The 15,930-nt window shown below is 60.3% G+C and carries 10 protein-coding genes and 1 pseudogene; 3 read left to right on the plus strand and 8 right to left on the minus strand.

Annotated elements, in window-relative coordinates:
• Positions 1-99: 99 nt before the first annotated feature.
• The 3 genes and pseudogenes from C453_RS04950 to C453_RS04960 form a co-directional block, all read right to left on the minus strand.
• Positions 100-1,240: pseudogene (locus tag C453_RS04950) on the minus strand (sugar ABC transporter permease).
• Positions 1,237-2,256, minus strand: a complete 1,020-nt coding sequence (locus C453_RS04955) for a carbohydrate ABC transporter permease (RefSeq protein ID WP_008323079.1) — start codon at positions 2,254-2,256, stop codon at positions 1,237-1,239. The pseudogene C453_RS04950 and the gene C453_RS04955 overlap by 4 nt, the downstream one beginning before the upstream one ends.
• A gap of 12 nt (positions 2,257-2,268) precedes the next feature.
• Positions 2,269-3,570 carry a substrate-binding domain-containing protein gene (locus tag C453_RS04960; protein ID WP_008323080.1) on the minus strand — a complete coding sequence of 434 codons (1,302 nt, stop codon included), beginning with the start codon at positions 3,568-3,570 and terminating at the stop codon, positions 2,269-2,271.
• A gap of 291 nt (positions 3,571-3,861) precedes the next feature.
• On the opposite strand from C453_RS04960, the gene C453_RS04965 reads away from it, so the two are divergent.
• Entirely contained in the window at positions 3,862-4,998 is a 1,137-nt protein-coding gene (locus C453_RS04965) for an ABC transporter ATP-binding protein (RefSeq protein WP_049907504.1), read from the plus strand.
• A 78-nt stretch (positions 4,999-5,076) separates the two neighbouring features.
• On the opposite strand, the gene C453_RS04970 is transcribed toward C453_RS04965, so the two are convergent.
• Complete coding sequence (locus tag C453_RS04970; protein ID WP_008323085.1) at positions 5,077-7,098, minus strand: glycoside hydrolase family 15 protein; 2,022 nt, start codon at positions 7,096-7,098, stop codon at positions 5,077-5,079.
• Positions 7,099-7,324: 226 nt separating this feature from the next.
• Between C453_RS04970 and C453_RS04975 the strand changes: the two genes are divergently transcribed.
• Positions 7,325-8,374, plus strand: a complete 1,050-nt coding sequence (locus tag C453_RS04975; protein WP_008323086.1) for a TrmB family transcriptional regulator — start codon at positions 7,325-7,327, stop codon at positions 8,372-8,374.
• 144 nt (positions 8,375-8,518) lie between these two features.
• Entirely contained in the window at positions 8,519-9,727 is a 1,209-nt protein-coding gene (locus tag C453_RS04980; protein WP_008323087.1) for a lycopene cyclase domain-containing protein, read from the plus strand.
• Positions 9,728-9,740: 13 nt separating this feature from the next.
• On the opposite strand, the gene C453_RS04985 is transcribed toward C453_RS04980, so the two are convergent.
• The 4 genes from C453_RS04985 to C453_RS05005 form a co-directional block, all read right to left on the minus strand.
• A complete protein-coding gene (locus tag C453_RS04985; protein WP_152418011.1) occupies positions 9,741-11,942 on the minus strand; it encodes a methyl-accepting chemotaxis protein in 2,202 nt (733 codons plus the stop codon).
• 434 nt (positions 11,943-12,376) lie between these two features.
• Positions 12,377-12,973 (minus strand): NADPH-dependent FMN reductase, encoded by a 597-nt coding sequence (locus C453_RS04990; protein ID WP_008323089.1) that lies wholly within the window; start codon positions 12,971-12,973, stop codon positions 12,377-12,379.
• A 150-nt stretch (positions 12,974-13,123) separates the two neighbouring features.
• Complete coding sequence (locus C453_RS04995) at positions 13,124-14,035, minus strand: serine/threonine-protein kinase RIO2 (protein WP_008323090.1); 912 nt, start codon at positions 14,033-14,035, stop codon at positions 13,124-13,126.
• A gap of 889 nt (positions 14,036-14,924) precedes the next feature.
• On the minus strand, positions 14,925-15,899 hold the full coding sequence (locus tag C453_RS05005; protein WP_160163387.1) for a hypothetical protein: 975 nt from the start codon (positions 15,897-15,899) through the stop codon (positions 14,925-14,927).
• Positions 15,900-15,930: the final 31 nt, after the last annotated feature.

Consider the following 15,930-nt stretch of genomic DNA (forward strand, 5'->3'; position numbering starts at 1 on the left):
ATCTTCTAGTTCTAGATAAATTAGTTTAAGACAAATTTGAGATATTTCTATTACTAATCCATACAAATACAAAGAAAGCACCACCGGGGGCGTTCCGGCTTAGCCTTCGACGCCGCCGAACGACAGCCCACCTTCGATGTACCGCTGTGCGAAGAGGTACACGAGCATGATGGGAGAGGCGAACGTGAGGGCGAACGCCGAGAAGCGCGCCCACGGGATGGAGTACTCGCTGATGAGCGAGTACAGCCCTGTCTCTTATACACATCTCTNGGAGCGTCTGTGCGACGACGAACTCGGTCCATCCGGTGAGGAACGTGAAGATGAACACCGTCGCCAGTCCCGCCGTCGAAAGCGGGAGGATAATCTCGACCACGACGCGCCACGGAGGCGCACCGTCGACGAGCGCGGCCTCTTCGTAGGAGACCGGAATCCCGTCCATGTAGGTCTTCAAGAGCCACGTGTTGAACGGGACTGCCGTCGCCGCGTAGTACACTGCCAACGCGAGTTTGCTGTCGTTGATGCCGAGTTGGACGTACACCGTGTACAGCCCGATGAGCAGCGCGATTCCGAGTCCACCGCCGACCTGCGTCAACAGGACGTAGATGAACAGAATCTTCCGGCGGAAGATGAACTCGCGGCGCGACAGCGCGTAGGCGGCCGGGACGATGAGAATCATCGCGATGATGACCGTCGGAATCGCCACCGTCAGGCTGTTCCAGAAGAACGACTTGAACGACGACGGATTCTCGATGGGTTCGACGCCGAAGCCGGGGAACAACTCGACCGACCCGAACGCGATTCGCCCGACAGTTCCGGGTTGTAAGGCGCTCACGTCGAGGAACGCGAGTTGCGGCGTGCTCAACACGATGGCTGAGTTCGTCGCCGGGATGTTGAACGAGATGTCGTATCCGGGGACGATGAGGTCGCCGACGACCCAGAGGAACGGCACCAGAGACGGTGCCTCCGGGAAGAGCTTCAGCCCGCTCGACGAGTATATCGACCCGCCCGTTCCCGACAGTCCGGCGATGAGAATCCAGTAAATCGGGAACAAGAGCAGACAGACCAGCACCAACGCGCCCAGCGTCGCACCGACCGTCTTCAGCGGCTCTATCGGCGAGATGTCGCCGCGTCTGACCGCTTCAGCGGTGTACCGCATGTCTTGTGCCGCTTCCACTGGGGCTTTCGCCACGTTCGTGGCGTCTTCTTTCACCTTCTTGCCGACCGTCTCGAGGAGGCTCATGCGTCGTTCACCCCGTCGGCGAGTCGGCCCCGCTTGACGTTCAGCCACATGAACGCGCCGATGAACATGAGGGCGATGATGCTAATCGCCGCACCACGCCCGTACTCGGCGAACGAGAGGGCTTCGCGGTAGCCGTAGACGACGATGAGTTCGTTCTGGCGTGCCGGACCGCCTTCGTTGAACACGAAGGGGATGAGGAACTGCTGGAACGACGCCGCCGCGGTCAGGATGGACGCGAAGAACACGGGCCGTTTGATAGACGGCAGCGTGACGTGGAAGAACCGCGAGAGGTACCCCGCGCCGTCGACGATTGCCGCCTCGTGGAGTTCGTCGGGCACGTCCTGCAGCGCGCTCACCGTGATGATGACCATGAACGGGTAGGCGAGCCACATCTCGGTGACGTTGTACGCGGCGAACGCCAGCCAGCGCTCGCTGAGCCACGAGACGGTGTCGAAGCCGAACATCCCGAGAATCTGGTTCGCCAGCCCGAACTCTGCGGAACTGAAGATACCGCGCCAGACGGTGATGGTGAAGATTGACGGCAGTCCCATCGGGAGGATGATAAGCGAGCGCATGAGTCGCTTGCCACGGACGCGCTCGCTGGTCACGACGAGGGCGAGCGCGAGGCTGAAGACAATCTTCAACGTGACGCTCGTGGCGACGAACAGCCAGGTGACTCCGAAGGAGTTCCAGAACTGCCCGTTGATTGGGAGCGTCACGATGGTGCGGTCGAACAGGACGATACTGAACGTCCCGCCGAACAGCACGTCTGCGTAGTTCTCGATGCCGATGAACGTCGCCTCGCCGAACGTCAGGACAGAAAACGCGCCATCGCCAGCGAACAGGTTCGCCGGAGCTGCATCGGTAAACGAGATACCGATGAGGTAGACGACCGGGAACAACATGAACGCCGAAAAGACGAACAGTCCCGGCAGGACGAACAGGAGCGAAGCGTCTCGCTTGTCGAGAAACGGAATGTCCTCGACGCGGCGGGCAACACGTGATGCGGTGCTCATTGGCTTAGGTCGTTATTCGAGGTTGCTGCGAATCTCTGCGTCGGCGGTCTCCATCGCCTTCTTTACGTCTTTGCCGTTGAAGGCTTTCGTGAGCGCGGCCTTGACCGGGTCCCACACCTTGCCCATGTCCGGGTGGGTCGGCATCGGCTGTCCCTGCTGGACGGCTTCGGAGAAGCCCTGCACGTTCTCCGGCAGGTCGCCACTCTCGACGAGGTTCTTGAGGACCGGAATACTGCCCTGTTCTTCGGCGGACTTCAGCGCGAGGTCCTCGTTGGTCGCGAACCACTCGATGAACGAGCGACCGGCGGCGGCGTCGGCACCGCCTTCCTCCATCGCCTTGGCGAAGTACCACATCGTGATACCCGTAAACGGCTTCGGCGAGCCACCTTCGGGGGTGGGGAGCTTGGTCACGCCGTAGTTGACGCCCTTGTCGTTGAGCGTCGAGAGGTACCACGGGCCGTTGATTGCGAACGCGGCGTTGCCTTCTGCGAACGCGGCCGCCTGCGGCTCGTAGGCCGGGTCGTTCGGCATGTACGGGACGAAGTTGTCGACGGTGAACTGGACGCCCTTGATAGTCTCGGGGAGTGCCACGCCGATGCGCTCGTCCGCCGAGTCGTCGAAGTAGTACCCGCCGAAGGCGTGCGCCCACGCGCTGAGGAAGTACCCGTCAGCGTAGGGCATGCCTAGACCGTACTGGTTGTTGTCCGGGTCGTGGAACTCTTCCATCACGGAGACCATGTCGGCCACGGTCTCTGGCGGTTCGTCGACGATGTCCTTGTTGTAGACGAGCGCCACGGTCTCGGCGTCGTGCGGGAGACCGACGAGGTTGCCGTTGAACTGGATTGCCTCGCGGGCGGCACCCGTGAACACGTCGAGGTCGACATCGACCTGGTCGCTCTGGTCGACGACGAACCCGCGCTGGTAGTAATCACCGGCCCAGTCGTGCGCCCATTCGAACGACTGCGGACCCTGCCCCGCGGGAATCGCACTCGTCGTCTTCTTGCGCATGTCGGAGATGTCGGAGCCTTTGATGGTGTGCTTCGACTCTTCGTTGAACAGTTCGAGTGCCGACTTGCGACCGGGAATCTCCGGTTCGGGAAGCGAGTACCAGACCGAGGCCGTTCCGGCTTCGACCGTCTCGTCCGCACTGCTTTCTGTGGTCTCGTCGCTCGAACTCCCGGAGTCTCCGGAGCTACCGGAGTCGCCGTCAGACTCGCCGGAGGAGCTCTCTTGGACGCCAACACAACCTGCGAGCGCAGCGGCAGAGCCAGCCACGCCGAGGTTCTTCAGTAGGGTTCTGCGATTCAGTGCCATGGTGTGAATAGATGATGAATAAGTAGTTCACATATTAAATCATTCGAATACACCACAAACTTTCATTCTCGATTCCACGCGACACGCGTGCTCCCCGCTCGCCGCACGACCGACTCGCGGGTACAAAGAAAGTGCCAGAAGTGCGTCTTGGTCCCCGGACAGGGACGGACTCTCTCATTCAGACGCGTCTCACGCTCTCTCGCCCCGGTATAAAACTACTACGAAATTGTGCTTCACACATTCGAAAAATAGGGGAAGAACTATACTTTGGCACACCGAGTCATGGAGATAATGGCAACAATCACGCTCGAAATGCTCCGGAAGGAGTACGACAGGGGCCGCGTCGTCGCCGTCGATGACCTCTCGCTCGAGGTGGACGACGGCGAGTTCATCACCGTCGTCGGACCGTCGGGGTGTGGGAAGTCGACGACGCTTCGAATGGTCGCCGGTCTCGAATCGCCGTCCGACGGGACGATTCGCATCGGCGACGAGGACGTAACCGAACAGAGCGCCCGCACGCGCGACGTGGCGATGGTGTTCCAGAACTACGCGCTGTACCCGCACAAGACCGTCATGCAGAACATGGCGTTCGGCCTGCGGATGAGCACCGACCTCTCGAAGGACGAACGCGAAGCGCGCGTCCGCGAGACGGCCAGCATGATGGGCATCGAAGACCTGCTCGACGACAAACCGGACGAACTCTCCGGCGGGCAGAAACAGCGCGTCGCGCTCGGCCGCGCCATCGTGCGCGAACCCGACGTGTTCCTGTTCGACGAACCGCTGTCCAACCTGGACGCCAAACTTCGGACAACGATGCGCACCGAGATTCAGCGCCTCCAAAACGAGTTCGGCATCACCTCGCTGTACGTCACCCACGACCAGGAGGAGGCGATGACGATGGGCGACCGTATCGTCATCCTGAAAGACGGTAAGCTCCAGCAGGTCGGCCGCCCGAAAGACGTCTACGAGAACCCCGCCAACGAGTTCGTCGGTGGGTTCGTCGGCTCGCCGTCGATGAACTTCGTCGACGTGACGCTCGACCGCGAGGGCGATTCGACGGTCCTCGTCGCCGACGACGGCCCGTTCTCCTACGAACTGTCCGACGACTTCGCCGCCCACCTCCGCGACGAAATCAGTGAACCAGCTGTTCGCGTCGGGATTCGGCCCGAGGACATCACCACCACGACCGACGACTCGAAGGCTATCCGAACCACCGTCGAAGTCGTCGAACCCATCGGGTCCGACAACTACCTCCACCTCGACGTCGCGCCCGACTTCATCGCCCGCGTCGACTCCGGCGTGGAACCGTCGGCTGGCGACTCGATTCGCGTCACGTTCGACGAGTCCGACCTCCACGTCTTCGACAAACAGACCGGCGAATCGCTGCTCTACCGCGAGTCGAAGCAGACAGCCGCCCCAGTCCAGTAAGCGCGGCTGTTAAGAGACGCTACCTGAACTGACTGCGTCGAAAAATCGGCGTTTCGCTGTTCTCGGTACTGCTCCCGATTAGCGGGTCGCGTCCGTCGCCTCGACCTCCGTCGCTTCGACTTCCAGTGTCGCCAGCGTCGCCAGCCGAAGCGCGTGCGGCCAGCCGAGCGGGGTCGCGCTGTCGGGCGTTCCGTCGTCGAAGAACTGCTCGGCGAGGTAGCCTTCGTCAGTGCAGAGGGGACCGCCGGGAAGGACGAGCGAGAGGAGCGACCGACTCTCGTCGAAGAAGTCGCCCGCGCGCTCGTCGCCGTGGGCAGCGAGTAGCGCGCCGAGTTCGACGGCGGCGTTCGCACCCCACGCGGTCGAGACCGTCCAAATCTTCTCGGAGGACTGCTCGCGCATCCGCCAGTCGTCGCCCTCGAAGCGGACAAGCCCCTTCACGTCGCTCTCGTCGGGGTCGTGCCAGAGGCCGTCGAAGACGGACTTGACGTGGGTAACGAGGCGGTCGACGCGCTCGTCGCCGACGGCTTCGAGGCGGTCGTAGGCGCGGTGGGCAGACACGAGCGCAAGCGCGGCAGAGTCGTACCGGTCGTCGAGTTCGCCGTCCGCGAGTCGGAGTCCGTAGCAGTCGCGCTCGTCGCTCCAGAGCAGGTCCACGCCGTCGTACACCTCGTGGGCGCGCGTAGCGGCCCGGTCGGTGAGGTTGTCGTCGAGGCCCGAAGTGGCGAGCGCCGCGTAGGCTTCGAGGAACGTCGCCGCCGTGTGGCTGAACCGCCCGGTCATGTTCTCCCACGCGTTCTGGCACTCGACTGGGAGCCCATCTTCACCGAGCGTCTCGTCGAGGCTGTCGAGCGCGGCCTCGAGCGTCGTTTCGATGTCGGCGCGCAGGGATTCGTCGTCGCACTCGTCGTAGAACGTCGCGAGGAAGGCGATGACGCTGCCCGTCTGGTCGGCTTGGTAGTCGGCGTCGTCACCCGATTCGAGCCGCGCGTTCGCCCAGCCGGGCGCGAGCGAGCCGTCGAACGGCCAGACACGGTGGGGCCACGACCCGTCGTCGCGCTGGGTCCGACAGTAGGCGCGGGCGCTGCGGGCGTGCCAGTCGTCGAGGTCGAGGCCGAGTCGTTCGTCGGATTCGAAGAGGAACCGAGAGATTTCCGCATCGTCGCGGAACCACGTGTAGCCGTAGCCACCGGAATAGGCGTAGTAGGGGTCGAAGTCCGGGCCGGCGATACGAAGACCGAGCGGGCCAGAGAGAAGTGAGAGAACGCGTAGGTCGTCGCGCATCGCGCTCGCATCGGCGTGGTCGGGGACGGTCCCGGCGATACCAGCACCAGCGCGCGCTTCGAGTTCCTCGCGGTCAAGGCTGACGAGCGACCGGACGGTTTCGAGCGCTTCGTCGCGGTCTGTCTCGCTCTCGTCGGTGACGAGCGAACCGACGGTCGCCGCCCCGGATTCGAACGGGATGGTCGCGACCACGGCACCGCTCAGTTGTCCTTCTTCGTAGCGGTCGTCGGAGCGCGGTCGGGGGAGTTCGACGTGCGTGTCGGCGAGGAGTTCGTCGAACTGCTCCGGGACGCGGCCTTCGACGGTGTCGAATGCGGGCGACGACGCGACGAAATCGTGTTCCTCGGTGTGGTACACTTCGACCGCGTCGCCGTGGGTGAGTTGCCCGACGAGTGTGTCGCGGCCGTCCGGGTGGAAGTGGACGAAGGCGACGAGTTCGACGTCCGCGTCCGTCTCGAAGTGCGTGACGTGCGCGTCGTCCGTCGTCAGGTCGTACTGCGTTACGTCCCCGAGGGTCGTCTCGTGTTCCGTGACGACGAGCCCGCCGTCACCGGCGTACGACTGGGTCGCGTCGTCGTCGAACCACTCGACCTCGGTGTCTTCGTCTCGCGGTCGGACGCCAAATCGGGAGCGCTCGACACCCCAGCGTCCGGTCAGGGGGAATCCGAAATCGCGGACCGAGCCGTCGGTCTCGACGTGGACGAGTCTGTCCCCGAGTCCAGAAAAGCGGCCGCTCGTCGTTCGTCGTTCGCCAGGGAACCGCGTCGGGTGGTCCGCATGGCGTTTGTAATCGGCGAGTGCGTCACGGAGTTGCATTGGTAACTCGTCTCTTTCCGGTGAGTAATAACTTTGGTGTAATGCTCATTCAAACTTTCATGGATTCCCGAAACGCTATCAAACCCGTCGGTGAACGTCGCAGTATGATACGTCACACTGCTATCACCAGATGTACGGGAGGCGCAGTGCCGCAGAACCGTCGCAGAACCGTCGCCGACGCGTCGGAGTCGAGTGATTAAGTACCGTGGTCGATGACACTCCCACCATGGACGACCGCGAACTCGCCGACCACTTGGAGCAGTTCGGCCTCTCCGAGAAGGTCGTCGACACGTACCTGACCCTCCTCGAACTCGGGGAGGCGAAGGCGAGTCAAATCGCCGACGCGGCGGGTGTCTCCAAGCGCTACGTCTACAGCGTGAGCAAGGAACTCGAAGAGCGGGGCTTCGTCGAGGTCAACGACCACGTTGTGCCGACGACGATTCGCCCCCGCCCACCGGCCGAAGTCATCGAATCGCTCTCCGAAAACGTCGCGTCGATGCGACCCGCGCTCGAAGCGCGATACACGGCCACCGCGCGCGACGAAGAGCGATTCGAGGTCATCAAGTCGCGCGTAACTGTCATCAAGCGCATCGCCGAACTCGTCGGTCGTGCGGAGTCGGAAATCACGCTCTCGCTGCCGTACGACGTCATCGACGAAGTCGAAGACGAACTGCGTGCCGCTCGCGAACGCGGCGTTCTCATCTCGCTCGTCATCAGCGGCGTCGAACCCCACGACGAACTCTCGCTCGATGGGCTCGCGTCGCTCGTCCGCGTCTGGCACGAACCCATGCCGACGATGCTCACCGTGGACTCTCGAATCGGTCTCGTCGCGCCCGGTGAGATGGTCGCGCGGTCGAACACCGACTCGCAGGCTATCGTCTTCGCACAACCGCATCTCGGCCCGGTCATCGTCGGGTCGTTCTTCGGGAACTACTGGCCGATGGCCGCCGAGGCGTACATCTCCGAGCCGGACCCGCTTCCGACGACCTACTACAACTTCCGCCACGCCGTCTTGCAGGCCGCGCTCTGTGCTCGCGAGGATCTCGACCTCGAAGTGACTGCCCACGGTCGGATGGTCCACACCGACGGCCCGACCGAACTCCACGGCCGAATCGTCGATATCCGCCAGGGGCTGCTCGAACCTGCGAACAACTCCTTCCCGGTCGAGAACACGCTCGTCATCGAGACGGACGACGGCACGTACAGTATCGGTGGACTCGGCGCGTTCGTCGAGGACTTCGAAGCCGAGTACGTCGAACTCAAGCGCGTCTCCTGAGTCGGCGCTGTTTCAGTCGCAGCGAGTGATTCCCCCGCCGGTCGAAGTCGCATTTGCAGCCCGTGTGGTCGTCTTTTCAGTTGCAATCGTGGTCTGGTACGAGGCCTGTGTAGTGTTTTAGGTAGTTGACAACTATGATAGTGTATGTCTATCTCACGACACGGCACGGGAGCGAAAGCGGCGCTCGGCGCGCTCGCATCGCAGGTCCATCCGGTGTTTATGCTTCCGCCACTGGCGGCGTCGTGGTTCGGTGCCATCCTCGCGGGCGAGTTCTCGCTCTTGCCGGGGGCGCTCCACGCCGCCGCGGTGTTCTTCGGCGTGTACACCGCGCACGTGAAAGACGGCTACATCGACTTCTATCACCGCGGCGAGGACGACGACCACCCGATGACTCGACGCGGGTGTTATCTCGGCCTCGGCGGCGCGACGCTCGGGTTCGCGCTTTCGACTGCGGCGCTCGTCGGCGTGGTTGATATCGGCATCGTCTTTCTCACCCTTCCGGGGTGGCTCCTCGGCTTCTTCCACGCCCCGCAACTGGACACGAATCCCGTGACGGCGACGGTCGGCTATCCACTCGGCATCGCGCTCAGTATCCTCGGCGGGTTCTACGTCCAGACGGCCACACTCGCCGCCGCCCCGCTCGCGTTTGCTGGTGTCCTCCTTCTCGTCCTCGCTGGCATCAAAATCATCGACGACGCGGACGACTACGAGTACGACCGGTCTATCGACAAACGAACCGTCTCGGTGGTCCTCGGAATCGACTCCGCGTTTCAACTCGCCTACGTCCTCATCGGCGCTGGTCTCTTCTTCGTCGTCGCGGGGTCGATAACGGGCCAGTTCCCGCCCTTCGCGGCGGTTGCGACCCTCCCGTTCGCACTCGTCGTGCTCGTCGCCCGTGGTGCGACGCCGAAACTGGCGACGATGCTGCTCGTCCGCGGGTCGTACGTCTTTCTCGCGCTTCTCGTCGTCGCCGTGGCGTTTCGCCCGCTCTCTGGTGTTCGACTTCCCGATATCGGCGTGCTCGGCCCGTACACCTATCTCGCGACGGAGATCTTCTTCGGGGGCGTCGCCGCCGTCGTTCTCGCCCGCGCCGGGCGCGAGGCGGCCCGTCGGGTTTTCCGGACCATCGCGGTCGTCTACCCCGTCGCGTACGTCTGGGACTGGTACTCGCTCGAAGTGGGTATCTTCGCCATCCAGTTGCGGACGGGCATCGACTTGCTCGGCATCCCGCTCGAAGAGCACCTCTTCATGGTCGTCGTCCCGGCGTTCGTCCTCGCGGTTCACGAGACGCTCGGTCAAACGCGCCAAGCGAATCCGAAAGCGTCCCAGCGAGAGCAGCACATCCGAGAGTGACCCAGCGGGAGTTTTACTCCGAGTCGGTTCCACCGTCGCTGACTGCGGGTGACTGTGCGGCCTGTCCAGTCGCCACGTCGGGAACAGCACTGGAATCGTCACTACCATCGCTCACTGAACCCGCTTCGTCGGTCGCCACCTCGAACTGGTCGAGGAACGCTTGCAGTGCTTCGGCGTTCGACGCCAACTCCTGCGCGCTCGTGGTGACCTGCGTGAGCGAGGCAGCCTGTTCTTCCGCGGCCGCAGAGACCGTCTCCGCTTCGGCAGTCGTCTCTTCGCTGACGCTCGCGACCTCTTGGACCATGCCAGTCACGTCCTCTGTAGACGACGCCTGCGCGTCCGTGGCCTCGGTGACCTCGTGGACGCTCGCGTTGTTCTCTTCGACGCGTTCGGTGATGTCGTCGAGCGCCCCGATTGCCGCTTCGACCGACTCGGACTCTTCGGTGACGCGGTCTTCCATCCGTTCGACGCCGTCGACCACCGCGTCGCGCTGGTCGTGAATCTCGTCGATGAGTGACTCGACTTCGGTGGCGGACTCGGTCGTCGCTTCGGCCAGTTGCTTGACTTCGTTCGCGACGACGGCGAAGCCTTCTCCTGCCTCGCCGGCGCGCGCGGCCTCGATGTTGGCATTGAGTGCGAGCAGGTTCGTCTGCTCGGCAATGTCCGCGATGACGCCGACGATATCGCCGATTTCCTCGGTAAGCGCACCGAACTCCGCGACCTCTGCGGCCGTCTCGTGTGTCTCCTCGCGGATGGCGTCCATTCCGTCGAGTGCGTCTTCCGCGGCGACGCGCCCGTCTGCCCCGATTTCGGCTGCCTCGGCGGAGTTCGCGGCCAACTGCTCTGCGGCGGTGGCAATCTCCTCGACCGATGCCGAGAGGGTGTCCATCTCTTGGGACACGCGGGTGAGGCTCGTCGCCTGTTCGTTGGCACCGTGGGAGATTTGTTCGACCGACTGCGCGACTTGCTCGCTCGCCGTATTGACTTCTTTCGCACCCGCTGCGACGTGGTTGCTCTGAGTCTCTACGTCTTCGGCGAAGTCTATCACGGCACCGACGGTCGATTCGAGGTCGTCCATCATGGCGTTGAACGACGTCGCGATGGTCTGCATGTCGTCGGAGTTGCTCTCGGGGTCCATCCGCGCGGTCAGGTCACCACTGGCGGTGACGTCCATCACGTCGCTGTAGTCGCTCGCATCGCGTCGCTGGTCGAGCAGGTCCTCGCGCAACTCGTGGACAGACCTGAGCACCGACCCGAACTCGTCGCGGCGGTCGGTTCTGAGGTCGATTTCGAGGTCTCCACCACGAAGTCGTGACAGCTTGACCTGAAGGTCGTCGAGTGGGTCGAGCATACTTCGCTTGAGCGCAATCGCCACCCCTCCGAGTCCAAAGAGCAGAACCACAAGCAGGATTCCGAGGTCGGTCGCGACGGTCTGCTGGATGTGGTACGCCGTACTGGTTGGCGCGTGAACGACGAGGACCATCTCGCTCGCCCCCGCGTACGCGACGACGTGTTTCTGGTCGAAGACGCCGTTTGCTTTTGCCTCGTATGCACCAGCACCGCCACTGAGTCCGTCGGTGAGTGCGTTGGCGTCCTGGGCGGCGTACGCTTCGCCTTCGTCCTCGCCGCGTTCGTCGAATTCCACTACACCATCGCTGTCGATTATCTGGACAAACGAACCCTCGAACGGTGCGTGAAACACCTCACGGAGGTGTGCCACCGACGAGACCACGACGACGGCTCGGTTTTCGGCATCGGGAACTGGGCTCACGAAGGACATGTATCGCCCGTCGCCGCGGTCGTACATCTCGGTGATTGCAACGCTGTCGGCGTCGGAGAACTCCGCAGAGCCGTGGACGTAGCGGCGGTCAGCGCTGATTGCAGTCTCGCCGATACGTTCGCGCGACGAACTCGCGAGAATTTCGTTCGAGTCCGTGTCGATGTAGTGGATTGCAGTGAAGTCGCCCGGAAGATTCGACATCTCGTGGTCGAAAAAGGTCGAAATCTCAGTCGGGTCTTTGGTGTCGAGGATGCTGTATCCCGAGAGCATTCGGGCTATTTGCGAGCGCTCGTCCAGCCACACGGAGAATTCGTCTGCCTGAAGTGTCGCCGTCGACTCCAACTCTCCTTTTACTGAGTCGTGTAACTCGTCGCTCACACTCACGTATGTGTACGCACTGATTCCCGCGGTGAGCACAATGAGTACACTCAGCATTGCTGCGAGTTTGTACAGGTACCGCTCGTGGAACCGTTCCGGTACGAGCTGCGAAATTGTTCGTAACACATCTACGAATATGGAATTGGTAACATAACCTCCGGGTTCAAAATATCATCCACAATAATTCGAGAAATTGTGGCTTTATTGGTCATGGACTATTTATGTAGTAGTGGGAAATTCTATATTATTAGACATTTGTCTATTTCTCACTGCGCTTTGTCTGTACCATCGCCGTGCCTTCACCGGTCGTGTCATCGATTTCTTATCGCAATATATGATATAAGAGAAAGAACGGACTGCAATGGCTGGACAGCCGAAAAATGCCGATTCTGCGGTACTAGAGCGTCTCGACGACGAATTCAGTTTCCGGACTCGACTCACTCGAAGCTACTGTGGGGACCTGTTCAGCGGCCCACTGCGCGGCCGCGAAATCACTCACCTGGCCCAGCAGCCGCTTGCTCGCTTCCGTGCCTGGCCAACTCTGGGTAGTCGGATACACCAGCGAACCTCACAAGTTCACGCCCCAAACGGGCGGTTCGCTCTGCAATCGCCTGTTCTTGGATTCCCGCTTCGGTGACTATCGTGTGCGAATCAGGGATTGCGACTTCGGTCGGAAGCGTCCACGCGCGGAGCGTTCGACAGACTGTTCGAAGGTGAACGAGGGCAGTGCCCGGGAACTGGCCCGCCGCAACTTCGAGCAGTCCGACAACCGTCTCGGAAAACTCGTCGCGACCACAGTAATCGAGTGCATTCTTCAACACGCCCGAGTACGACCCGTGGTAGTTGGGCGTCCCGAGGAGAATGCTGTCCGCGTCGCTAACGATTTCTCGGAGTCGCTCTGCATCCGGAACGTCAGAGTCGACTGCCTTCAATGCCGGTAGCTCGTAGTTACGTAAATCGACGAGTTCCGTCGATGCACCCGCGCTATTCGCCGAATCGAGCGCTTCTCTGAGGGCAATACGGGTCTTACTGTGGTCGCGCAGACTGCCACAGATAGCGACAACGCGAGGCTCTGCTGTGTGATGCATTACCGGGTCCTACGGTAATCAGCTACAAAAGAAGTCGCTGAACTGATATTTTGTAAGCGAGATTCCTATAGCTTATTTTTGAAAACGTGCTGACTATTTGGCTGTTTTTGAACCCGAAGTACACCACGGAAGGGGCGGTAACCCGGCGTCTCAGGCGTCGAAATCAGCTATACGCTCGAAGTCGTTGTGGGCGATGGCGTCGGTCAGCGAGTCGAAGTCGACTTCGTCGGGCATCTCGCCGGGATACTTTCGGCGGAAGTAGCGGACGATGTTCTTCACGTCGCGCGCGAGGAGTTCGCGGGCGTTATCGTGGTCGGTGGGGACTGCCTGCGGCCAGTCGAAGATGGTGATTCCTCGCTCGCCGACGGCGACGTTGTACTCGGACATGTCGGCGTGGACGTATCCAGCCTCGTACGCCGAGGCCATCTCGTCGAGAATCAACTCTAACACGCCCGTCACCTGTTCGGACGCGAGTTTCGCCTTCGAGAGTTCGACGCCGTCGAGTTTCGCCATCACGATGGCGTGGCGGTTGTGGTCCACCGGCCGGGGGACGGACACGTCGGGAAAGAGCGTCTCCAGCGCGTCGTACTCGCGTTCGGCCGCCTTGCGTGCGGTGTAGAGCCACGAGACGTGGTGGTTGTCGGAGGTGTAGTCCCGTTCGCGGCGAACCTCGCGGAAATTGGTGTAGCCCTCGCGGTGGAACTTCAGGGCGAGGGGCTTGAACGACTGCACTTCGAGGACGTCGCTTTCCTTCCCGACGCCGAGGGGTGCGCCGACGCCTTGAATGGTATCTCGCTGTGAGAAAGTCCGCAGCGCAAGCGCGTCGTACCCCTCGACCGTGAGTTTGTACCCCTCGTACTGGATGGTCTTGCGCTCGATGAGTTCGCGGGTCATACAGCGGTCGATGCGGTAGTCGACCTCCTCTTTCGTCAACCCGGAGTTCTTCGGTAGCTTCTCGCGGTTGACCCACTCGCTGAAGCGCATGCCCTGCTCGACGCCCGAGAGGAGATAGAAGTCCTCGGCGTCGAGTTCGGCCATCACGCCGGCGACGTTCCGTACCATGTGAGGTGTTCCGCGACCAAGGGGTAAAAGGCCCGCGAGTCGGCGAGTCGACAGGCGATAAATTCCATGTGGCGATACAGAATCAAGGTGTTGCGCTGAAACACAACCTCGGATGATAGGAATCTTTGCGCTATTTTGTCGAGAATGGTGAGCGTATCTTCAAGGCTGTCGAGGGGCCCGATGTGGATGCCGCCGTTATTCACGAACACTAAGTAGAGGGTTACTGGAGACCGATAATGACTGCCGAGTGTACGGTGTGTATAAGACTGTACTCCTCAAACCGGACGTATTGATTCTGCCCTAAAACCACTACAACCGCCCCGAAAGCGCGTCAGGTTCCTGTTGATTCTCGTGTGTTGGAATCTGCTCCAACACCACTACTACTAGAGCTAGACCTAATGTTACCAACTTGGTCTCCATCGACAGTCACCGTGACACGGTATTGATCACTGATGTTGTTCAATTCTATGATTGTCTCATATTTAACGCGGCCAGAACACCCAGTCGAGTTGCCCACGGTTCGGAACGCCAGCTCGTACGACAAATCGCCACTGGTTGTGGTATTTTTGAGATCCGCTTTCAAGCGGGCCGATCGACTCGGTACTTCATAGCTCCAATTCAGGTGTAAGCGCCGGCCGTTAGGTGTTTTAATATCCTCTGTTTCCCGTCCGAGACCACTCTTGTCCAGGCACTCAGAAGTAACACGTTCGGACGAAAGTATTGATGCGGATGGTGTTTTATCATCTTGACTGTTTGAAGAGTTAACTATACCCAAGCAGCCACAACTAATCAACAATAAGCCAACAACGACAACTTGGAGTGTATGTTGTTTCATTATTTTATTGATTGGAAAAATTCCTCAGGTTGATCCTGTTGCCGATACTACTTCCTAATCCTGAATACTGTTATCTAGATATACATTCCAATTATGGTATAGATAATGGTCTTCCAGCGACATACCGTTCTCGAAGTGACCTTCAAAACGAAGGTTGGTTAGTTTCCGTTCACCATCAATATCATCGTCCATGATCATTACTGACCCTGGTTCCAATTCCTGAGTTTGTGAGAGGGGAGCGCCCTTGATCTCGTGAACCTCCCAGATAGGACGTTGCCCATCAATTGATTTGTATACACTACCGTTGGTATCGAATGACCAACTCCATGATGCGTTTTTATACTCAATTCCTACGTCAATTGTCCTACCACTATCGTCATCGGGAGATGATTGGAATAATGATACGTTGTTGAATTCTGATTGATCGTAATTGTTCACTGCCTTCATCCATTCGTTATGCCACCAGTCATCGTCACAGTCACTATATTTGTTTTTACCTGGGGTCATTGAACAAATTTGCTTGAAGGCAAACACGTCTTCACCATCATCATCATCTTCTTCGCTCCGTTTCCTCCATCTGAAGTTATGTTTTATTTCGCCATAAGGACACTTTTCGAAAGTTGCGGTATCGTCGAGCATGTGAATCCAGTCACTCGAGAGCAATTGTACTCCGCCACTGGATTGCTGACGTATCTGAGCTGCTTTCTCATCTGCATCTTTCTGAACTGATTGTACAGAGTCTGGGCAACCAGCCCAAGCCGCATGCTGGGTCGGGCGACCATTAGGGAGTACGCCAACAATGTAATCAACCAGTCGAGCCTCCCCTGAGGCTTCGGGTGTGGCCATAATCTGTACATCTGGCATTGTTTTCTGCCCAGCTGCGCTCGCACGTTCGGTTAGTAGAGTTTGCTTCTCACTCATCATCTCACCCACATTAAGTGGGCTATCCCAGGAACCTTGCCACCTCTTAACCGGTGGGTCCTCTGGTGGGTTCGCAGAAGCATTGCCAACTACGAACGGAATAGACACACTGCCTGCACTCGCACGAAGTATGTTTCGT

It is taken from the genome of Haloferax elongans ATCC BAA-1513, from assembly GCF_000336755.1.
Lineage (GTDB): Archaea > Halobacteriota > Halobacteria > Halobacteriales > Haloferacaceae > Haloferax > Haloferax elongans.

Bases quoted from the DNA above. Each gene is read 5' to 3' on its own strand.
- C453_RS04965 (WP_049907504.1), top strand. From the start codon at position 3,862: ATGGCAACAATCACGCTCGAAATGCTCCGGAAGGAGTACGACAGGGGC.
- C453_RS04975 (WP_008323086.1), top strand. From the start codon at position 7,325: ATGGACGACCGCGAACTCGCCGACCACTTGGAGCAGTTCGGCCTCTCC.
- C453_RS04960 (WP_008323080.1), bottom strand. From the start codon at position 3,570: ATGGCACTGAATCGCAGAACCCTACTGAAGAACCTCGGCGTGGCTGGC.
- C453_RS04980 (WP_008323087.1), top strand. From the start codon at position 8,519: ATGTCTATCTCACGACACGGCACGGGAGCGAAAGCGGCGCTCGGCGCG.
- C453_RS04970 (WP_008323085.1), bottom strand. From the start codon at position 7,098: ATGCAACTCCGTGACGCACTCGCCGATTACAAACGCCATGCGGACCAC.
- C453_RS04995 (WP_008323090.1), bottom strand. From the start codon at position 14,035: ATGGTACGGAACGTCGCCGGCGTGATGGCCGAACTCGACGCCGAGGAC.
- C453_RS04990 (WP_008323089.1), bottom strand. From the start codon at position 12,973: ATGCATCACACAGCAGAGCCTCGCGTTGTCGCTATCTGTGGCAGTCTG.
- C453_RS04955 (WP_008323079.1), bottom strand. From the start codon at position 2,256: ATGAGCACCGCATCACGTGTTGCCCGCCGCGTCGAGGACATTCCGTTT.
- C453_RS04985 (WP_152418011.1), bottom strand. From the start codon at position 11,942: ATGCTGAGTGTACTCATTGTGCTCACCGCGGGAATCAGTGCGTACACA.